Source organism: Pediococcus ethanolidurans (assembly GCF_964062635.1).
Lineage (GTDB): Bacteria > Bacillota > Bacilli > Lactobacillales > Lactobacillaceae > Pediococcus > Pediococcus ethanolidurans.
In genome coordinates this window covers 594,820-614,788 of sequence record NZ_OZ061250.1, presented here as the reverse complement: position 1 = coordinate 614,788, position 19,969 = coordinate 594,820, and the positions used below count along the sequence as shown (strand labels likewise).

The window sequence follows — 19,969 nt, the reverse complement described above, 5'->3', positions numbered from 1 at the left end:
AATCAATGTTGTATTACTATACCAATGCATATGTCATCAAATTTGGTTTGTCTTCATTTTTTTTACACCAAACTACAAGAGTCTTACTTTTTCCGGTTGTATGGTAAACAAATCCATTTTCCTTAAGAATGCCACCGAAACTATCAGATAAATTACTAAAGGATTTAATTTTCCCTAGTTTTCCTAAACTTCCTAAACTAAATTTCATGGTATCATCTCCTTCGTTGAATATATAATATAGCCCAAAAAATAAAAATGCAATCTTTTTTTAACGTTTTTTTAATCTTTTTATAATTGCCCGATTTACAATTCAAGTGCAACACCTGATCAACTAGACCAAAAATAGACAAAATAGGCCATGGAGACCTAAACTTAAAGTGACTAAACTCAAGAAAGGAGTCTCCATGACCCAAACCAAGAATAGCACTATGTCCGGTTATCAACAACTACAACCTGAAGAAAGAGGCATGATTCAAACCTTAAGTCGCCAAAATGTTACTGTTCGTGAAATTGCTAGAGAGCTTCACAGAAGCCCTAGTACGATTAGCCGTGAGTTACATCGCGGCACGGTTAAACAACGTGATACTAACTACTTATTCTTCACTAACTACTATGCTGATGCTGGTCAAGCTGTCTATGAAAAGCATCGTTCACACTGTCATTCAAAAGGCTTATTAAAGCCGTGTAAATACTTTTTTAATCTCTTAACCAAGACGCTAAAAAAGCACTTTAGATCAGCTGGTGTCGATGGATTCGTCCACCAATTTCAAGCCGACTATCCGCAATTCAAATGTCCTTCGGTTCCCACGGTTTATCGTTATATTGATCAAGGCCTGTTGAACCTTCGAAATAGTGATTTGCCCAAAAAACTTAGACGACGAGTTAAGGGCAAGCACAATCATGATCGCTATAATAAGAAGATATTAGGTACTTCGATCGAAGAACGTCCTGAAAGTGTCACCAAGCGCACAGCGTTTGGCGACTGGGAAGGTGATCTAGTTAAGGGAAAACGCGTGGCTTCTGAGCCTGCCCTGCTTACTTTAACGGAACGGGTGAGCCGCTTTGAAATAATCATAAAGATCCCAGATTATCACGCACAAACTTGCTTAGAGGCTCTTCAAAAAGTCATCAATCAACATCCAGATTGGTTTAAATCTATCACTTTTGATAATGGCAGTGAATTTTCAAAGCTTGCACAAGTTAAGGGTCCTAAAATTTACTTTGCACATCCGTTCTCGCCTTGGGAACGTGGTAGTAATGAGAATGCCAACGGGTTGATTCGGGAGTATATTCCTAAAGGAAAATCATTGAAGCAGTTTACTGAAACCCAAATTGCTCAAATCCAAAATGCCATCAACGACAAGCCCCGTAAGATCCTGCACTACCTGAGTGCTAAAGCATTCAGTAAAGCTTTTAGATCAGCTTCCTAGACCAATTTCTATTTTATTTAGTAAGTGTTGCACTTGATTTGACAATTCGGGTCTTTTTATAATTTTTGACGTTCTTATTATCATTTTTCTAACTTTCATCAATAAACGTATAATATCTATTAATCAGTTATACGATAATTGTTACGTTTTCTATAGAATAGTTTTTCATAGTTGATATTAAGATTTGTGTCATGATGGTAATTGGTCTCCATCAATGTAACCGCTAAAACTCGTGTGTTATAATAGGAATGCAATGTTTTTAAGCTTTTTGGCGAAAATAAGTTCGAATAGATTTAAATCAAAACGACTCTGTTAAGGAGGAAATAAGCTTTATGCAAAAGATTTTAATTGTTGACGATGAAAAACCAATTTCAGACATCGTAAAATTTAATTTAACTAAAGAAGGCTATGAAGTAATTACAGCCTATGATGGGGAGGAAGCCCTCGAAAAAGTTGAAGATGAGCAACCAGATTTAATCTTGCTCGATTTAATGCTTCCTAAAATTGATGGATTGGAAGTTGCTCGTCGTGTACGTGCTAAACACAGTATTCCAATTATCATGGTGACTGCTAAAGATTCTGAATTAGATAAGGTAGTTGGTCTAGAACTTGGTGCAGACGATTATGTCACCAAACCATTTTCTAATCGTGAACTGGTTGCCCGTGTAAAGGCTAACTTACGTCGTCAAGACCAGTTAGTAAACTCTGAACAAGAAAATAATGACATCAAGGTTGGCGATTTAGATATCAATCCAGATGCCTATGCTGTTTCTCGTCGTGGTGAACAACTGGATTTAACCCATCGTGAATTTGAGTTGCTGTATTATTTAGCACAGCATATGGGACAGGTTATGACCCGTGAGCACTTGTTACAAACGGTTTGGGGTTATGATTACTTTGGTGATGTCCGAACAGTTGATGTCACTGTCCGTCGTTTACGCGAAAAGATTGAAGAAAATCCAAGTAATCCAATTTACCTTGTTACGCGACGTGGAGTGGGATATTATTTACGGAATCCAGAAAATGAAAAATAATGGGAGCCATGTTTGGTTATGAACAAAAAAACCCGTTTCTACCAATCGATAAACTTTAAAATAGCCTTGGTATTCGCCTTGTTATTGATGATAACATTGGAAATTGTCGGGGTTATTTTTGTACGTCAGTTGGAACAACAAAATTTAAGGCAATTTAAAAACCAAATTCAATTGGGAACGTATGTTGATAATGAGATTTCGGAACAACTTGGAAAAAGCAATACTACTTCAGCAAATAAACAGATTCAACAAATTATTTCTGATGTGAATAATACGAATATTACAGAAATTCGTGTCATTGACAACAAAGGGACTGTTCGTGCTTCCAGTGATCTGAATGAGCAATCAATTGTGGGTCAAAAAACAACGGATCAGGCAATCAAAAACGTCATCTACAACTCACGTTCCTATCAGCAAGTTAATTACGATCAGGGAAATAATAATCGCTACTACATTTCAATTATTCCGTTAATTAGTACTAGCGGCAATTCTAATAGTGTGGTCGGAGCACTATATGTTCGCGCCAACTTGGAGAGCGTTTATTCAAATGTAAACAAGATTACGTTGATCTTCTTCGTGGCAGCTTCATTTGCGATCGTTGTTGGCTTACTGCTAGCAATTATTATTTCACGTGCGATTACCCGTCCAATTGAAGAAATGAAGAAGCAGACCATGCGAATTGCGCGTGGTGACTATTCTGGACATGTTCACGTCTATGGAAAAGATGAGTTGGGTCAGTTGGCCTCTGCGGTTAATAACTTGTCTGTACGTGTGGAAGAGGCCCAGGAGTCAACGGAATCTGAACAGCGACGTTTGGATAGCGTTTTGGCCCATATGACCGATGGTGTTATCGCCACTGATCGACGAGGACGAATTACAATTGTGAATGACATGGCGCTTGATTTCTTGAGTGCTGATGCTGAACATACAGCTGGCAAATTAATCTTGGATGTTTTAGATATTCGCACAACGTATACCCTGCGTGAATTGTTAGAAAATCAAGATGATATTGTGCTTGATTTTTCGACTAAAACTCAAGACTTAATTCTGCATGCTTCATTTGCCTTAATTCAACGAGAGTCTGGGTTTATTAGTGGTTTAGTTTGTGTGTTACATGATGTAACTGAACAACAAAAGATTGATCAAGATCGTAAACAATTCGTTTCTAATGTTTCGCATGAACTGCGAACACCATTAACGAGTTTAAAGAGCTATATTGAAGCCCTAACAGATGGTGCTTGGAAAGATCCTAAAGTGGCCCCACAGTTCTTGAAAGTAACTCAGGATGAAACAGATCGTATGATTCGAATGATTAATGATTTGCTGAGTTTGTCACGAATGGATTCAGGAACCGCTAAGCTTGATTTAGAATTAATTAATTTAAATGAATTATTCAATCATGTTTTGGATCGATTTGACATGATCTTGAAAACGGATGATAATCCTGATAAAAATTACACAATTAAACGTGAATTTACACGGCGTGATCTGTGGGTTGAAGTTGATACAGATAAATTCCAACAAGTATTGGATAACTTGATGAATAATGCGATTAAATACTCACCAGATGGTGGTCAGATTACTTGTCGTTTATTAGAGACACATAACCATGTGATTCTGAGCGTTTCAGACCAAGGTTTGGGAATTCCAAAGAAAGACCTTACCCACGTCTTTGATCGTTTCTACCGTGTGGACAAGGCACGTTCTCGTGCACAAGGCGGTACCGGTTTGGGATTGGCAATTTCAAAAGAAATTATTTCAATGCATGGTGGCCGAATCTGGGTTGATAGTAAGGAAGGCAGAGGATCTATATTCTATATTTCTCTTCCTTACGAACCCATAGATGAGGAGGATCAATGGGAATGAGAGGAATGCGAACAAGTCGAATACTAATTCATCTTGGCCTTATTTTAGTGGTCCTATTAAGTGTGGTATTATCATGGTTTATTTGGACAAATCCTGCGCGTTATGAAAAGACTAAGCAGCAATCCAGTCGTAATAGTACGGTTATTCAAAATGAACAGTCCAACAAGTCAATTGGTGATATCTACTTACCTACACAGGTCATTTATCATCAAACGGATACAAATACACATCTGATCAATAATACAAATGTGAGTCTAACTGATTCAATCCGCAGTGCGATTGAAAAGTGGCATTTACGAGGGGTAACAAGAGAGTCAGTTAATAGTCGTAAAGCTTATGAGAAACTGATTGCACGGGATGAAACGGTGATGCTAAAATACCCGGACAGTGTAACCAGTGGTATTTTGAATGATGCATTTGATCAAAAAACACAGTTTAGCGGCAAATTTTCACGAATAGTTTTTTCTGTGTCAAAACGAAATGAAGTTTACTTGTTAAATGATACCAACTATGCGATTTATAAAGTTCGTACAACTAATCAGAACTTGGCACAAATTAAAGAGCTATTAAGTGGAAATGTGCAACGATTTGCGGTGAAAGAAACGTTGATTAACCACCGTTTAATGACAAATTATGAAAATGAAGTTAAAGTTCCTGAATACAGCTATTTAGTTAATAAACAAACGGCTGCGTACTTTGTTTCAACGTTGATGGACAGTGATAATGCTTCTTCAGTAACGACAAAGGAACAAAAGGGCAAGACCATTTATAGTGATAGTAATTCAAAACGCATGACCATTAATAACAAGCGAGGCACCGTTTTTTATGAAGATTTAGCGGGACAGCAATCCTATCATGAAGGGACAAGTAAGGCATTATCACAAAGCTTTACAGTTCTCAAACGTATGGAAGTTCCGTTAGATAACATGCGTTATTATCGGTATGATTCTGAAAAAAATTCAGTAATCTACCGAAGTTATGTAGAAGGCTTTCCCATCTTCAATCAAACTGATTACGGGACAGTTGAAGTTCAGATAACCGGTGCTCGAACGAAACAGATTGATTTTTCCTTATACAGCTTACAAATTCCAGTTCCAACTGGAAAAGAACGCACAACTTTACCATCAACACAGACGATTTTAAATCAACTAGAGGCCACTGGTTATAAATTAAGCGATATTAATAATATTGAGATTGGTTATCAATGGACGGCCAACCCATCTAGTGATCTTGTGGTAAATTTAACGCCAACCTGGTATGTGAACTATAAGAATCAGTGGATTTCATATCAAAAATTGATTGAACAACAGCCATAAGGGGATGAGAACGCGTGGATTTCAAAAGAATTGAATTAATATTTTTAACAGCCTTTGCGGCACTGGATATCTTTTTAGTCATCTCCTTTTTTCAAAACAATTCTGATGTTCATTCAACTTCACAAGGAACAAGTCATAATACAACTATTTTGAAAGAAATGCGTGACGATTCGATTACGTTTGCAAAGCCGTCCAACAAAAAGGGTCAGGTATATTATATTTCTACTCAAACTTCCGGTAATAAAAAACTGAAAGAAAAAATGGAAGCTTTAAGTGCTCAGTCGGCTAAAATGGTTAGTGGTGAGATTATCAGTACATTTAATACGCCAATAACTATAGATAAACAGAATCCAGATAAAACATTGGATCAAGTTGTAAATGACAGTAATCAAATTGCCAATGGAAAACATTATAAATATGATGAAAAAACCTCGACAGCTAGCCAAATTATTTATACTCAAATTGTATCTGGTCAACGAATTTTCTCGAAATCTGGTCAAATTCGCTTTAAGTTAAATAGTAGTAATCAAGTAGTGGGTTACACCCAGGGGTATTTGACAGATGCTAATCCGCTTCGTGAAAAACAAGATACAATAAGCCAAGAACGTGCAATTATTTGGCTTTATCAGTATAATGAGGTGCCTAATGAGTCTGTGATTAAATGGGCACGTTTAGGATATACGAGATTATTAAGTATTCAAAAAGGGTCCGTTTATGTACCAACTTGGTATATTGCGGTCCATGGTAAAGGCAGTACAGCCCTTCAGTATTATCGAATTAATGCTTTCACTGGTGTAATTATGAAATACAATACACAGGTTGAATCAACTTCAAGTAGTAAGAATACTAGTTCAATCGAATCAAGCGGCAGTGAAAACGATGATAGTTTGTTGAGTCAGGCGGTTTCAAGTTCTAAACGCGCGGTTGAATCGAGCACACAAACTAGTGTGCGTGAAACAACTAGAAGAGCATACAGTAACAGTTCAGCCACTAGCTCTAGTACCAGTGCTAATGCAACCAGTTCAAGTGAAACAAGTAGTACAAGCAGTAGCTCAGCTTCATCTGAAGTTCAGTAAATGGTTAATTGAAGTTAAATATAGTTAGAATAAGGGGTAAGGAAATACATGAGTGATGACGACATGAAAATTAGTGTTTTGGCGAGTGGCAGTACTGGCAATGTGACCTATATTGAAACACCCCAACATAAAATGTTGGTGGATGCTGGCTTAAGTGGCAAGAAAATTGAAGGTCTCATGAATAGTATTGGTCGTGATTTAACTGACGTTGATTCACTTTTTCTTACCCATGAACATACTGACCATATCAAAGGTGCTGGTGTTTTGGCACGCCGGTATAATCTTGATTTATATGCTAATCAAGGAACTTGGCGTGCGATAGAACCTAAGATTGGTCCAATTCCAGAGGAAAAGAAAAACATTTTTGAAGTTGGCAAGACTAAAACCTTTGGAGATATTGATGTTGAAAGCTTTGCTGTGTCACATGATGCGGCTGAACCGCAGTTTTATGAATTTCATCACAATGGCAAGACGTTCGTCATTTTAACGGATACGGGTTATGTTTCTGAAAGAGTAGAAGGACAAATCGAAAATGCAGATGCTTATCTGTTTGAAGTAAATCATGATGTTGAAATGTTGCGTATGGGCGGCTACCCATGGCCGTTAAAACAACGAATTTTGAGTGATCATGGACATTTATCTAATGAAGATGGTGCCAACGCGTTAATGGACGTGATGGGCTACAATACGAAAAAGATTTTTCTCGGTCATCTAAGTTTGCACAATAATATGAAGGAACTTGCTCATTTAACGGTAGCTTCAATGATGAAAAATAAAGATTTAGCAGTTGGCCATGATTTTCAATTATTCGACACAGATCATGGAAAGGCAACGAATTTAACTGCAATTTAGAAAAAATTATTAAAATCATTCATATTTTCATCACAATTTACTGATATGATGAAAACAGTTACAATAAATAAGCTAAAGGGGGTTTAGCGATCATTTGATCGCGTATAGCTATGTTTAAAAACAAGAATATATGGGCAATTTTTATTACAGCGTTAGTTGCTGGTTTAATTGGTGGGGGAATTGCGTTCGGTGTTGGTAACTATCTAAGTAATCGGCAAGCCGAAACCGCAACTGCCGTTCCGAGTGGATCAAACAGTTCTGGAACAACAAAGACCAGCAATGTAAAGGTTAATGTCAGCAGTCAGTCTGAAAAGGCGTACAGCAGTATCAAGAATGCGGTTGTGACGGTTATTAACTTAAAGAAGGAAAGTTCAAGTTCAAGTAACAGCTTATACGGTTCAATTTTCGGTGAATCTTCATCAAGTTCTAGTTCCAATTCAAGTTCCAGCAAACTCGAAACCTATGCAGAGGGTTCCGGTGTTATTTATAAGAAGAGTGGCAATGCTGCTTATGTGGTGACAAACAATCATGTTATTTCCGGTTCCAATGCTGTTGAAATTATCATGAGTAATGGTAAGAAAGTTTCTGCTAAAGTTGTGGGTAAAGATTCTGTGACTGATTTAGCTGTTTTGAAGATTAATTCTTCGGTTGTTTCAACCGTCGCAAGTTTTGGTGATTCTAACAGTATTAAAGTTGGTGAAACAGCCTTAGCAATTGGCTCACCACTTGGTTCAGATTACGCAACTTCCTTGACACAAGGAATCATTTCTGCAAAGAAACGAACAGTTTCAACGACTAATGAATCTGGTCAAGAAACTGGCGAAGCGACAGTTATTCAAACAGATGCTGCAATCAACTCTGGTAACTCTGGTGGCCCATTAATTAACTTGGCTGGACAAGTTATCGGAATCAACTCAATGAAACTATCAAGCAGTTCTTCTGGTACAAGTGTTGAAGGAATGGGCTTTGCAATTCCTTCAAATGAAGTTGTGACGATTATCAATCAGTTAATTACTAAGGGTAAGATTGTCCGACCAGCGCTAGGAGCTTCGTTAATTGATTTAACGGATATTACAGCTAGTCAACAAAAATCAGTTCTTAAGTTACCATCAAGTGTCACTGAAGGTGCAGTAATTTATCAGACTTACGTAGGTTCACCAGCACGTAAAGCCGGTTTGAAGAAGTATGATGTTATAACTAAGTTAGATGGTACAAAGATTACAAGTGTTGCTACCTTAAGGGATAAGCTTTATAAGCTTAAGATTGGTGACAAGGTAACTATTGGTTGGTATCGTGGAAGCACGTACAAAACGGCCACTATTCATTTAACGGAAACAACAAGTACATTAAGTTCACAAGCAAAATAAGTTAAAATTAAATATTCTATGGAAGACGTCAGGCTTAAACCTGGCGTCTTTTTTAGGCATACTTAAAAGTTCAAAGTACCAAACGTTCTTAGTCCGGAGACGATTGATCTCGTGTCCACTATTACACATAAGGGCTGGTTTTCATGTCGAAAACTTCAATACTTCATACGATGTCGATTCTTGTTGTAAAAATCAGCAGCAAGAAATTCGCACCTCGTTTCAGACCAAATGAGCCACAGGACGGCAACCAGACTATTTTTTATAAGTTAAGTTGTTTACCATCAGTTATTGAAATAATTTTGATGCTCTCAACCTTCAGGCAATGACTAAACATGTTCCTTAATGCGAAAGTACAAGAGAAACATCTTTGTGTTGTTTTTTATTGTGGGTAGGAGGTGTAGAATTATACACAGAAAATGTATAAGAATTTCTAAAGATGGCAATTTTGCGTGTTTTTAGATTATTTTTAGAAATCCACTTTATTTTTTTGCTGAATTGTGGTTCCGAATGATTTTAAATATTCTAAAGTTTTTCTTAAGGAATAACGGGAATTTTAAAGAGGAAAGACGAACATTGCCCCCATCAGGAATTAATGATTGTTCAGATCAGAAATCAAGTGTGAAAAACATTTGTGGACAACTGTGGATAACTTTGTGAATAACCCAAATGACATTTTAGGGCAGTGACTTGAATCGGGTCGGCATAAGACTTGAAATGGGGTAAAAAGTTATCCACAGGTTGGGACGAAAGCTGTGGACTAAATTTGTTTCACAAAAATAAGAACGAGGTGGATGCCTAAATGGCGGTGTTCATAGCCTGTGGATACGAACATGTGTTACTGTTGAAAACAGTGGATAACTAAATTTTCTGTTGACAATTTGTGAATAGCTCATGTTGTGGTAAAGGAAATGTAGCATCTATATATAGAAATTTAAGTTATCAACCTGTGGATAACTTTGTGAATAACTTGTGTAAAGGAGTGTTTTTATGAACATCAAGTTTGTAGTGGTGGGAAAACTCAAAGAGAAGTATTTTAAGCAAGGAATTGCCGAATATGCAAAAAGGCTTAGTAAATTCTGTAAGTTTAGTATCGTTGAAGTCCCCGATGAGAAGGCTCCAGAATCTCTAAGTGACGCAGAGATGACTGAGGTCAAAGAAAAAGAGGGCCAACGAATACTAGATAAGATTAAAGAACGTGAGTATGTCTACAGTTTGGAGATCTTAGGTAAGGAACGATCATCAGAAGAGTTTGCTAAGGAGATTGATCAGTTAACAACGTACGGTCACTCTGATCTCACATTTGTGATTGGTGGGTCGTTAGGATTGAGCTCTGAAGTCATGAAACGGGCGAATGCGCACATTTCGTTTGGCCGTTTTACATTACCCCATCAACTTATGCGGTTAGTATTGGTTGAACAAGTGTATCGAGCGTTCATGATTAACGCAGGGAGTCCGTATCATAAGTAAAATAGGTTAGTCAGGTTGTGTTAACTGAAATTAGTTAAGACTAGTTCTGTTTCAGAGTGCGCCTAGAAGAAATGCAAGGAGGTTTGTGAATGTCACGGGCAGATTGGTTGAAAACAAAACGAATTGCCTTTTCGTTTTGGCAAAAGGAAGATTTAGCACTAGCTCAGCAATTGTGGGGAGATCCTCAAGTAACCCACTACATCAGTCAGAGTGGTTTTACAAAGCGCGATATCAAGCAGCGTTTGCAGATGGAAATTCAATCACAATCCGAAGATGCAGTTCAATATTGGCCAATATTTGAATTGAAGAATCATCAGTTAATTGGTTGCTGCGGATTGCATAAAGAGGGTTCCGTGTATGAATTGGGTTATCATCTGGTACCTGAAATGTGGCATCAAGGACTTGCGACGGAGGCCGTTCAAGCTGTACTAAAGTATGCCTTTCAAACGTTAAAGCTCAAAAAAATTACAGCGGGACATCATCCTGATAATTTAGCATCAGGAAATGTTCTGAAAAAATGTGGATTTCAGTATATTGGAACTGAATTTTATGCACCGACAGGATTGCAACATCCAACTTACGAACTGACGGTCCAAAATTTTAAACACTCAGCGAAGCATATCGGTAATCTTGGAAAATTAAAATGACTTTTTTCATGACAATGTGATTTTTACACAAGGATGTACCAAAAGTGATTTGAGTTTTATAAAATAGATCAAACGATACTATTTATTACTAGGCGACGATTAAAACAAGCAAATAAGCTCAATTCTCAAAAAGAATTGAGCTTATTTGTATGCAAGCACGGGGTTTTGTTCGAGAAAATTGTGAATCAATTAATGCTTCTATTCAAAATTAATCTTTTTTGTAACCAGCATAAAATTGGTAGATGGCAAGAACCACGTTAACCCAGTTCAAAATGATGAACCAAGTATTAAGTGATCCGTGGGCAGTTGTGGCGTAGAAAACCCAAAATCCTCCAATAATTGCGATTACATTGATCCAAGCGAAAACTTTTAGTAAGGATTGATTATCCATTTGTGCAAACATCCAAATAACGTTTACAACAAGCCAACAAACTAAGATCCAAAATGTCCAAGTATACATTTTTATTCACCTCATTCTTCCAAATTTGTTGATTGATGTTTCCTACTCAACTGCTAACAGAATAACCCCGTAGCGTTGAAATAAACATAAATAATATAATGCAAAATGTTCAGTTTTTGACATTTAGTCTATAATTGTTAGAAAGTGAATGATTCAAACTGAATTGATCATAGGGGGAAGTAAACGGTATGGTTGAGAAACGTAAATTTAAGACAGAACGAGATATTCAAACTACATTTTTGAATTTACTGCAACAAGAGCCTTTTTATAAAATCACGGTTGCCGAGATTTGTGAAAAGTCATTGACAGGACGGTCAACATTTTATAATCACTATGTTGATAAATATGATCTTCTTGGAAAAATGGTGACGGAGTACACGCAAATGTTTCAAGGCCTGATTCATGAACGCATTTCACAGTTGATGTCTGATCAAGGTAGCAAGGTTTTATTAGATGCTTATCAACAATTGGTGGCACATAAACATGCAATACTGACATTATTTGCTGTTCATGAAAAAGAAGGTGACCTTCAGGCAAGCTTTGAGACTGTTTTGCGAAAAGAATGGACAAACTATTTAGCAACTGTAGATCAACAATTTTCAGTTCCCCGAGACTTTATGATTTTTCTTGGTACGGATGTTGTGATGAGTTTTATTCGCTGGTCTTTAACGAATGAGCTAGATGAAAATATTGCCGTTTTTGTGGATCGCTTTAGAAAATCGATGTTTGAATAAATTATAAAAGAAGGTAAAGTACTTGATTACATATCGATTATTTAAACCAGCGGATGCCAATGATGTTGCCAAGGTGATTTCGAAGACACTGAGAGTTTCAAATCGAAAAGATTATTCACATGAATATATTGAAGCTGATATTAAAAGTATGAATGCGCAATTCTTCATAGATAAAGCAAAACAAACCCATTTTTATGTATTTTGTGATGCGGATCGAATTATTGGTACTGGTGCTATTGGGTCATATTGGGGAAGTACCACGGAATACAGTTTATTTGATATTTTTATTTTGCCTAATTTTCAACATCAAGGTATTGGTCGTTTAATCATTGAAATTTTAGAAAAAGATAGCTATTTTTTGAAAGCAACTCGAGTTGAAATCCCAGCCTCTATCACTGCATTACCTTTTTATCAACACATGGGTTATATGTTTAAAGATGGACAGCACAAGCCAGATAAGGAACAACTTTATCGATTAGAGAAATTCCCAAAGGCTAAATAAATTATAGAAAACAAATAACACGACTTTAAGTGAAAAACTTAGTCGTGTTATTTTGTATTTCTGTTCATAAACTCTTCATTACAATTACGAGTGGAAAAATAGTTGACCACAATTATTTGTGAGTTGATTAAACAAGGTGACGGTTTCTGTAACCGCAGAATCTGAAAAATCATGATTAGCAATGAAAGTTCGGATAAATGAAACCACAGTTGCTGCATAAAAGTTGGCGATGTATTTTTGATCTCGTTTTGATAAATGCCGATTTGCAAGCAGTTTACCGATCCATGATGAAAAAGTGTGATTTAGTTCGTCAATTGAATCCGCCCATATGAGCAGATTAAGTAGCTTAATATTTTGTTGCCAATAGGTTAGGGTAAGTCTGATAAAAGTAGAGCTGTCTATTGGCTGACGTTCTAAAGAATTAGTAAAGTCATTCATTTTAAACTGGAGTTGCACCAGCAAAGGGTCTTTGAGAGTCAAATAATTACGGTAAATCGTTGGTCGAGAAACGGCAGCCTTTTTTGCAAAATCAGCCACTGTCACCTCAATGAAGGGGTGACCTTCTTCCGCAAATTGGGATAGAGCCTTAATAATTTTATTGTGGGATACTGTTCGTCGTTTATCCATTTTGTGTGTCAGCTTTCTGTTTTTGTTTCATAAAATGATAGTTGTTATTGTTCACTAATTAAAGTAGGGCTATCCTTTATTATAACTTATGTGACAAAATGTAAAATAAAAGAGGCATTCATGATGAAGTTTGTACAAACAAAATTTGGAAAATTAGCGTACAGTGGCAAGTTAACAGGTAAACCAATTATAATTGCGGTACATGGTCTTGGCGGTTCAGCAGCTTATTTTCAGGCGATGATTCCTTATTTAACGCAGTATGACGTCCTCGCATTTAATTTGTTAGGAACGCCACTCTCAGATAATACTGAGGACAATGTCTACACTGTTGAAAAAGCGGCTATGTCACTTTGGGCTGCAATTGATACGTTAAACATAAAATCACCATTAATACTAATGGGCCATTCACTTGGTGGAAGTATTGTTGAAGCAATGCTAGCGCAGCGTGTGAATCAAGTACAAGCACTGGTGTTAATTAGCACGTCAACGGTCAGTCAGTATATTCATTTAAATCCGCTACTTAAACTGTTAGGATATCCAATTATTAGTCCTATTTTACAAAATATAATGAAACTAGCAAAACGTCCCCTTGCGTATCGTTCGTTATTGGATGCAACCAACGTATCTGATCCATCTTTTCTAATCGAACCGATGATCCAGAAAAAACGTCGTGTCATTAAACAAGAACTAACGCTGTTTGCACGTTATACAACGACGATGTCCATGGATAAACGCCTGTCAGTTTATAATAAAGTCCCAACTCTAGTGATTTTTGGTGATCATGATAAATTAGCCACCGATCAGGGACGGTTAAATGATCAGCAACGTTACAGTAAGTTATCGCAAGTTACCTTTGTAACAGTTCCAATGGCAAGTCATATTGTATTAGTGGAAAAACCGGCAGTAGTTAGTAAAATAGTGAATAAATTTTTAATCAGTGCTAAACAGCCAACAGAATGATCTTGAACGATTAGTTTTGTTCATTACTTTTTCTAAATTTTCTTAATCTTACTCGTATTTTCCCTCGTAAATGTTGCATCGCTAAATATTGTTGCCGGGCACGTTCCATCTTTTTGTATCTAACTGGATTCTTTTTATAAAATTCTTGATGAAAATTTTCTGCGGGCCAGAATTGAGTTGCAGGCAAAATTTGAGTTACAATGGGACGTTTATATTTACCGGATTTACTTAATACTTGTTTGGAGGCTTCTGCAATCTTTTGTTGTTGTGCATTTTCAACAAAGATAATTGGTCGATATTCATCCCCACGGTCGTTAATCTGACCTATATTATCAGTTGGATCGGTAATTTGCCAGTAAATATTTACTAAATCAGCATATTTTATCAGGCGAGTATCAAAGACAATTTCGACGGCTTCAACGTGTCCAGTTTTCTGACCGGTAACTTGTTCATAGGTTGGTTTATTAACATGACCGCCAGTATAACCAGACAATACGGAGATAATTCCCGGCCTGGTGTCAAAGGGCTCAACCATACACCAAAAGCAACCACCCGCAAATATTGCCCGTTCATAATATGGACTGCTTAAGTTTTGATGTTTTGCTACGTCAAATGCAGTTGCTTGTTTTGAATTGTTAGTTATTTTTGAATAAAAATCTGCCACATCAGGAGTCAGATTATCACGCCAGGCTAAAGGACGCAAAGTAACTTCGAGTTGATCAAGTTCTGTACTAAACTGTGCACCATTTTCAACCGCATTTTTCATTATCAGTAGTTGTTCGCGTTCCCAGTTTCTGGTTGCTGGGTTTAAAATTAAGTTGTAAACGTCACTAAGAATGTCCTGTTCATTGAAATTCATTTTGCGTCCTCCTTTCACTTTTCAAGAGCATTATGCAGGAATCAAAGCAGAATTGCATCTTTTTTGATTTGAAGTTCAAAACGTAATTAACTTAAAAAAAGTTAATTGTTTGTCGACCAGCTAACGTTTATTTATTCAGTAACTATGTGGATAGTAAAAGACCGTTCAAGAAGAACGGCCTTTACTGTGTTGCTTTATTAACTTAATTTCGATAAGAAGCTTTTTACTTCAAGGTAACTTTAACAACTTCTTCATCATTTTCGACTTGGCGAGCAAGGCCATCAAATTTCATATAACCTACAGCAGGCATATTTGTAATGATGACAATCATTGTGGTACCTTTACCTGCCTGATTGATTGCCTGTAAATCGGCAGTTGCAAGTACATCACCATGACGAACTTTTTGACCTTCAGAAACATTTACTGTAAATGGTTTTCCTTTAAGTTCAACAGTGTCTAATCCCATATGAACAAGAACTTCCAAACCATTATCAGTTTTAATACCAATTGCATGTTTTGTAGGGAAGACCGTTGCAATTTCACCATCAACAGGTGAAACAACATTACCATCTGATGGTTCAACAGCGTAGCCATCACCTAACATCTTTTGTGAAAATGTTGGATCGTTAACATCTTCAATTGCCAGTAATTGACCAGCAGTTGGCGTATAGAAGGTATCAACAGCACCAGAATTAACATCTTAACTTGCAGGAGCTGCTTGAGCTGGAGCAGCATTACCGGTAATTTTACCGACAGGAGCGCCTTCTTTATAAAGTTTTGTTAGTGCATCAGCAACAAATTGAACTTCAGTACCAATGACAATTTGTAAGTTAGCTTTATCTAAAACATTGATACCAACCGCACCAGCACCTTTAATGGCGCCCTTATTAATTGTGTCAGTATCTTTCAACTGTAATCGAAGACGAGTTGTACAGTTATCAATGGCCGTAATATTATCCTTGCCACCAATAGCAGTGTAAATCTTTTTAGCTTGAATACTGTATTTATCATCACTATCGTCAGTATCAATAGCCACATCGACACCTTCGTCTGCACCAGCTTCAACTGGTTCACGACCAGGTGTCATTAAATTGAACTTCTTAATGGCGAAGTTAAAGCCGAAGTAGTAAATAACAGCCATGACAAGTCCTTGAACTAATAACATGTAAGGCACGTTGGCAATTGGCATTCGTGAACTTAAAATGAAATCGACTAAACCAGCACTAAATGTAAATCCGGCTGTCCAGTGCATGAAGGCGGCAAAACCTAAAGATAAACCAGTGAAGACAGCATGAATTACATATAGAGGCCATGCAACGAACATGAAAGAGAATTCCAAAGGTTCAGTTACACCAGTAAAGAAAGAAGCAAAGGCACCGGCCATCATTAAAGAAGCGGTCTCCTTTTTTCGTTCAGGACGGGCATTACGATAAATGGCAAGTGCACCAGCAGGTAATCCGAACATCATAACAGGGAAGAAACCACCCATGTACATACCGGTAATTCCTTTAACACCCTGGTTAGCCCAGAATTTACCAATATCATTAATTCCGGCAACGTTGAACCAGAATACTGAGTTCAAAGCCTGGTGTAAACCAGTTGGAATTAATAGTCGGTTGAAGAACCCATACAATCCAGCACCAACTGCACCTAAACCAACGAAGAATTTACCAAAAGCAACAAGTGCTTCATATACCGGTGGCCAAACGAATAATAATGGCACGGTAACAAATAACATAACTAAAGCGGACATGATTGTAACTAATCGTTTACCGCTAAAGAATGATAGGGCCATCGGTAATTTGGTTTCGTGGAACCGATTATAGAGCGCAGCAGCAATTAATCCGGTAATAATACCGATAAAAACATTACCACTGAGAGCACTAAAAGATGGATCTACTTGAGTAACCTTGATATTTTTTAACAAGGCAACTGAAGCGGGTGCTAAAACAGAAACGGGAACAAAGTAAGCAACGACGCCGGCTAAAGCAGCAGCACCATCTTTGTCCTTTGACATACCAAGTGCAAGACCAACCGCAAATAAAAGGGCAAGTTGACCAAGAATAGCATTACCACCGGCCTGTAGGAATTGTGCCACGGCCCATTTTGCAGGTAACCAGTGACCAACACCAACCAATAACGCGGCGGCAGGTAAAACAGCAACGGGCAGTTGTAAAGAACGACCCATGCGTTGAAGATATGATTTCATACCTAAACTCCTCCTCAGAAAAATAGAAAAAATTATAAATCTATAATGCATTTTACATAATAAACCCTCAACAAGCGCTTACACAACCCGTGTAGCAGCTATACCAGTCAATATTGCATATGGTCTATACCGATTGAAAGAAGATATCAGTTACTTTATAGAGATTCAAATTTTATTGGTATAAAATTTGAAAAAATAACTGATGATGCTCTGAAATCATGAAAAGCACGCTAATTTGAAGTTTAAAAAGAAAGATAAGTGTGTTGCAACGAATGCTTATTTCGAAGATTTAAGGTAACTTGCGATATAATGGATTTTAACAACGAGATTTATGAAGTAAGGAGAATATATGATATTTATTGGAATTATGATCGTCATCTTTATTGCACTTGTAGTAGTTTGGTACATGCTTCAGAAACGAAGTAATGCAATTAAAAAGCAATTTACACTTGAACAAATAAGTGATGTAATGACTAAGGATAAAAATGTGGTTAAAACGGTCAAACAGGCTCGTTTTTTACAGGGAATTTCGTTTATTGCAGTTTTATTGATTCTATGGACTATTTTTGAAAACTATCCGAATAATTATTACGTAGTTTTGTTGGTTGTGATGCAGTTAACCACGACCGCACGACAATACTTCTTGTACTTGGCTTGGCAACGATGTGCATTTTTGATTAATGACGGAGAATAAATGTGTTCTGTTTATGCGGGTGCGTCACCGGATTTTATTTTGAATTTGAGTTAAGAATTAAGAATCTGAAGTTTTAAAAATGTTAATTTCAAAAATACCAAAAAGGCGAAACTGGACGGGCGCGGCTCCTTGTCAAGTAGACAGTCAAATAATTAAAATCTTATGCATTTTTTTGAACGGCATGATTCCGGTATTCTTCCGGAGTCATGCCGTTTAGTGTTAGTTGGCGTCGTTCCGTATTATGCCATGCAATGTACGTCTTGATGATGCCGACAAGTTCGATTTCTGAAAGAGGTGCTTTGAAAGCCAATTCTTCTGTTTTCAACTGGCTCCAAAAACACTCCATTGCACTGTTATCACCTGGTGTTCCTGGGCGAGACATGCTGTGCACGATGCCTTCTCCGGATAACAGGGTGTTATAACTACCAGAAGTGTAAGCCGAGCCTTGATCGGAATGAAGAAATTGAGGCTTCACACCGTGGTTTGCTTTCAAGGCTTGCGTGATCGTTTCTGATACTAACTGCGTTGTCTCTGTGCTCGCTACACACCAGGCAATAATGCTGTGATCATAAAGATCTTTGATAGCGCTCAAACGTAATCGTTGTTTCTTACCTGGTCCGAATCTTAGCTCGCTACAATCAGTTACCCAAGTCATGTTTGGTTGCTCAGGAGCGAAATCGTGGCTGCCGTCTTCATGAAGTAATTTATTGGCGAGAATATACTCCTTCTTTTCTGCTTTACGATCGCGTTTGGCCACACGAATCGATGATTGAATACCGTTACGACGCATAATGCGCCGCACACGTCCTTGACTGATATGATAAGGTGTTTCCTTATTAAGATACATAGTCATCGTACGAACACCATAAATATAATTTTTTGACTCTTCACGTGCGATGATATAGGCCAAAATTGCTTTATTTTCGAGTTCTTGCGCTGTAACCTTGCGGTGAGTCCACTTGTAGTATGCAGCACGAGATACACCAACATATTGGCACATGAAACTAACCCCATACACTTGATTTGTGTCTGGGTTTATTTTTTTGGTAAGTGCTTGAACCGTGAGGTACTTTTCTTCTGTAGGGCATCCATCCTTTCGAACTCTTGGAGTTTTTTTAGCACAGCGACCTCTGTGGAGATATTGGCTAACCGTGCCTTGAGACGCTTGATCTCTAAATCTTTTAGTTCCAGTTCAGTCAACTGACCAGTATCTTCCTTGGCCTTACCGCGGCGGTCTGCGAGTGCGTCGGGACCACCTTGCTTGAACTTTTTGACCCAAGCATACGCTTGGCCATAGGACACGTTAAAATGAGTAGTCGCGGCAACATAGTTCATCTCGTTGGCAATGATCCATTGTGCGATCTCGATACGTTCGACCTGTTCTGTCTTTCTGCCATCTTTCATTGGGATAGTCCTCCTAGTGGTTGTGAGTACTTTACCACTAGTATACCGTTTGACCCACTGGTAGATGACAGAACTATTGGGAATATGGTATTGTCGCGCAAGTTGAGGATATGATGTTCCACCCGCTAGATAGGCCTGAATCACCTCCATCATGAACCCCTTTGAATACGTTTGTTGTTGGTGTCGCCTTTGTAACGCCGCTACGCCACCTGCATCATAGCGTTCCACCCACTGAGCTATTTGCGAGGAGTGGACATCGTACTTCTTTCCAATGGCCCTGGCTGCCATTCCCTCCTTTATTAAATTAATATAGAAGAGTTTCTCTTCCACACTATATCTTGAACCCTTTCGACCCATAAAAAATACTCCTTCCTCAGCAGACAAGTTTTAATTATTTGCTTGTCTACCTTGGTAGGAGTATATCCACGAGAAAATTTTCTAGTTCGTCTTTTTTTGTGTCTATGT

The 19,969-nt window shown here is 37.7% G+C and carries 19 protein-coding genes and 1 pseudogene; 13 read left to right on the top strand and 7 right to left on the bottom strand.

The features are described 5' to 3' along the window. Positions 1-16: 16 nt before the first annotated feature. Complete coding sequence (locus AB3219_RS03075; RefSeq protein ID WP_216754354.1) at positions 17-208, bottom strand: hypothetical protein; 192 nt, start codon at positions 206-208, stop codon at positions 17-19. A gap of 196 nt (positions 209-404) precedes the next feature. On the opposite strand from AB3219_RS03075, the gene AB3219_RS03070 reads away from it, so the two are divergent. The 9 genes from AB3219_RS03070 to AB3219_RS03030 all read left to right on the top strand — a co-directional run bounded on the left by AB3219_RS03070 (position 405) and on the right by AB3219_RS03030 (position 11,055). Then, positions 405-1,430: an IS30 family transposase gene (locus AB3219_RS03070; RefSeq protein ID WP_263794974.1), complete on the top strand. Its 1,026-nt coding sequence runs from the start codon at positions 405-407 to the stop codon at positions 1,428-1,430. Between the two features lie 332 nt (positions 1,431-1,762). Next, the gene (gene yycF / locus AB3219_RS03065) at positions 1,763-2,464 is read left to right on the top strand and encodes a response regulator YycF (RefSeq protein WP_057805206.1); all 702 of its coding nucleotides are present in this window, start codon (positions 1,763-1,765) and stop codon (positions 2,462-2,464) included. An 18-nt stretch (positions 2,465-2,482) separates the two neighbouring features. Further along, positions 2,483-4,330, top strand: coding sequence for a cell wall metabolism sensor histidine kinase WalK (gene walK, locus AB3219_RS03060; RefSeq protein ID WP_260365854.1), 1,848 nt, complete (start codon positions 2,483-2,485; stop codon positions 4,328-4,330). Further along, positions 4,327-5,646, top strand: coding sequence for a YycH family regulatory protein (locus tag AB3219_RS03055; protein ID WP_216762822.1), 1,320 nt, complete (start codon positions 4,327-4,329; stop codon positions 5,644-5,646). The genes walK and AB3219_RS03055 overlap by 4 nt, the downstream gene beginning before the upstream one ends. A 14-nt stretch (positions 5,647-5,660) precedes the next feature. Further along, a complete protein-coding gene (locus AB3219_RS03050; RefSeq protein WP_216754450.1) occupies positions 5,661-6,722 on the top strand; it encodes a two-component system regulatory protein YycI in 1,062 nt (353 codons plus the stop codon). Positions 6,723-6,770: 48 nt separating this feature from the next. After that, the gene (locus tag AB3219_RS03045) at positions 6,771-7,574 is read left to right on the top strand and encodes an MBL fold metallo-hydrolase (protein ID WP_216754451.1); all 804 of its coding nucleotides are present in this window, start codon (positions 6,771-6,773) and stop codon (positions 7,572-7,574) included. A gap of 110 nt (positions 7,575-7,684) precedes the next feature. Further along, positions 7,685-8,941 carry a S1C family serine protease gene (locus AB3219_RS03040; RefSeq protein WP_057805211.1) on the top strand — a complete coding sequence of 419 codons (1,257 nt, stop codon included), beginning with the start codon at positions 7,685-7,687 and terminating at the stop codon, positions 8,939-8,941. 987 nt (positions 8,942-9,928) lie between these two features. After that, complete coding sequence (gene rlmH, locus AB3219_RS03035; RefSeq protein ID WP_057805212.1) at positions 9,929-10,408, top strand: 23S rRNA (pseudouridine(1915)-N(3))-methyltransferase RlmH; 480 nt, start codon at positions 9,929-9,931, stop codon at positions 10,406-10,408. Between the two features lie 89 nt (positions 10,409-10,497). Next, positions 10,498-11,055: a GNAT family N-acetyltransferase gene (locus tag AB3219_RS03030; RefSeq protein WP_216754452.1), complete on the top strand. Its 558-nt coding sequence runs from the start codon at positions 10,498-10,500 to the stop codon at positions 11,053-11,055. Between the two features lie 208 nt (positions 11,056-11,263). Here AB3219_RS03030 and AB3219_RS03025 read toward each other — a convergent pair whose 3' ends face one another. Next, positions 11,264-11,515 (bottom strand): hypothetical protein, encoded by a 252-nt coding sequence (locus tag AB3219_RS03025; protein WP_057805214.1) that lies wholly within the window; start codon positions 11,513-11,515, stop codon positions 11,264-11,266. 188 nt (positions 11,516-11,703) lie between these two features. On the opposite strand from AB3219_RS03025, the gene AB3219_RS03020 reads away from it, so the two are divergent. Together AB3219_RS03020 and AB3219_RS03015 are read left to right on the top strand one after the other, a co-directional pair. Then, positions 11,704-12,249 (top strand): TetR/AcrR family transcriptional regulator, encoded by a 546-nt coding sequence (locus AB3219_RS03020; RefSeq protein ID WP_216754453.1) that lies wholly within the window; start codon positions 11,704-11,706, stop codon positions 12,247-12,249. A 22-nt stretch (positions 12,250-12,271) separates the two neighbouring features. Then, the gene (locus AB3219_RS03015; protein ID WP_367369289.1) at positions 12,272-12,751 is read left to right on the top strand and encodes a GNAT family N-acetyltransferase; all 480 of its coding nucleotides are present in this window, start codon (positions 12,272-12,274) and stop codon (positions 12,749-12,751) included. 84 nt (positions 12,752-12,835) lie between these two features. Here the strand turns inward: AB3219_RS03015 and AB3219_RS03010 are convergent, their stop codons facing one another. Then, positions 12,836-13,378, bottom strand: coding sequence for a TetR/AcrR family transcriptional regulator (locus AB3219_RS03010; RefSeq protein ID WP_216762820.1), 543 nt, complete (start codon positions 13,376-13,378; stop codon positions 12,836-12,838). A 120-nt stretch (positions 13,379-13,498) separates the two neighbouring features. Between AB3219_RS03010 and AB3219_RS03005 the strand changes: the two genes are divergently transcribed. Then, on the top strand, positions 13,499-14,338 hold the full coding sequence (locus AB3219_RS03005; protein ID WP_216754456.1) for an alpha/beta fold hydrolase: 840 nt from the start codon (positions 13,499-13,501) through the stop codon (positions 14,336-14,338). A gap of 10 nt (positions 14,339-14,348) precedes the next feature. Here AB3219_RS03005 and msrA read toward each other — a convergent pair whose 3' ends face one another. Further along, on the bottom strand, positions 14,349-15,197 hold the full coding sequence (gene msrA, locus AB3219_RS03000) for a peptide-methionine (S)-S-oxide reductase MsrA (protein ID WP_216754457.1): 849 nt from the start codon (positions 15,195-15,197) through the stop codon (positions 14,349-14,351). A gap of 223 nt (positions 15,198-15,420) precedes the next feature. After that, positions 15,421-17,406 (bottom strand): annotated as a pseudogene (gene nagE / locus AB3219_RS02995) (N-acetylglucosamine-specific PTS transporter subunit IIBC). Positions 17,407-17,755: 349 nt separating this feature from the next. Between nagE and AB3219_RS02990 the strand changes: the two are divergent. Continuing rightward, on the top strand, positions 17,756-18,100 hold the full coding sequence (locus AB3219_RS02990) for a hypothetical protein (protein ID WP_216754458.1): 345 nt from the start codon (positions 17,756-17,758) through the stop codon (positions 18,098-18,100). Between the two features lie 160 nt (positions 18,101-18,260). Here AB3219_RS02990 and AB3219_RS02985 read toward each other — a convergent pair whose 3' ends face one another. Together AB3219_RS02985 and AB3219_RS02980 are read right to left on the bottom strand one after the other, a co-directional pair. Further along, on the bottom strand, positions 18,261-19,139 hold the full coding sequence (locus AB3219_RS02985) for an IS3 family transposase (protein ID WP_216763231.1): 879 nt from the start codon (positions 19,137-19,139) through the stop codon (positions 18,261-18,263). Beyond that, positions 19,136-19,861, bottom strand: a complete 726-nt coding sequence (locus tag AB3219_RS02980) for a transposase (RefSeq protein ID WP_367369288.1) — start codon at positions 19,859-19,861, stop codon at positions 19,136-19,138. The genes AB3219_RS02985 and AB3219_RS02980 overlap by 4 nt, the downstream gene beginning before the upstream one ends. Between the last annotated feature and the right edge of the window lie 108 nt (positions 19,862-19,969).

Coding starts and splice junctions, on each gene's coding strand:
- AB3219_RS03075 (WP_216754354.1), bottom strand. CDS start 208: ATGAAATTTAGTTTAGGAAGTTTAGGAAAACTAGGGAAAATTAAATCC.
- AB3219_RS03070 (WP_263794974.1), top strand. CDS start 405: ATGACCCAAACCAAGAATAGCACTATGTCCGGTTATCAACAACTACAA.
- yycF (WP_057805206.1), top strand. CDS start 1,763: ATGCAAAAGATTTTAATTGTTGACGATGAAAAACCAATTTCAGACATC.
- walK (WP_260365854.1), top strand. CDS start 2,483: ATGAACAAAAAAACCCGTTTCTACCAATCGATAAACTTTAAAATAGCC.
- AB3219_RS03055 (WP_216762822.1), top strand. CDS start 4,327: ATGAGAGGAATGCGAACAAGTCGAATACTAATTCATCTTGGCCTTATT.
- AB3219_RS03045 (WP_216754451.1), top strand. CDS start 6,771: ATGAGTGATGACGACATGAAAATTAGTGTTTTGGCGAGTGGCAGTACT.
- AB3219_RS03040 (WP_057805211.1), top strand. CDS start 7,685: ATGTTTAAAAACAAGAATATATGGGCAATTTTTATTACAGCGTTAGTT.
- rlmH (WP_057805212.1), top strand. CDS start 9,929: ATGAACATCAAGTTTGTAGTGGTGGGAAAACTCAAAGAGAAGTATTTT.
- AB3219_RS03030 (WP_216754452.1), top strand. CDS start 10,498: ATGTCACGGGCAGATTGGTTGAAAACAAAACGAATTGCCTTTTCGTTT.
- AB3219_RS03025 (WP_057805214.1), bottom strand. CDS start 11,515: ATGTATACTTGGACATTTTGGATCTTAGTTTGTTGGCTTGTTGTAAAC.
- AB3219_RS03020 (WP_216754453.1), top strand. CDS start 11,704: ATGGTTGAGAAACGTAAATTTAAGACAGAACGAGATATTCAAACTACA.
- AB3219_RS03010 (WP_216762820.1), bottom strand. CDS start 13,378: ATGGATAAACGACGAACAGTATCCCACAATAAAATTATTAAGGCTCTA.
- AB3219_RS03005 (WP_216754456.1), top strand. CDS start 13,499: ATGATGAAGTTTGTACAAACAAAATTTGGAAAATTAGCGTACAGTGGC.
- msrA (WP_216754457.1), bottom strand. CDS start 15,197: ATGAATTTCAATGAACAGGACATTCTTAGTGACGTTTACAACTTAATT.
- AB3219_RS02990 (WP_216754458.1), top strand. CDS start 17,756: ATGATATTTATTGGAATTATGATCGTCATCTTTATTGCACTTGTAGTA.
- AB3219_RS02980 (WP_367369288.1), bottom strand. CDS start 19,861: ATGGGTCGAAAGGGTTCAAGATATAGTGTGGAAGAGAAACTCTTCTAT.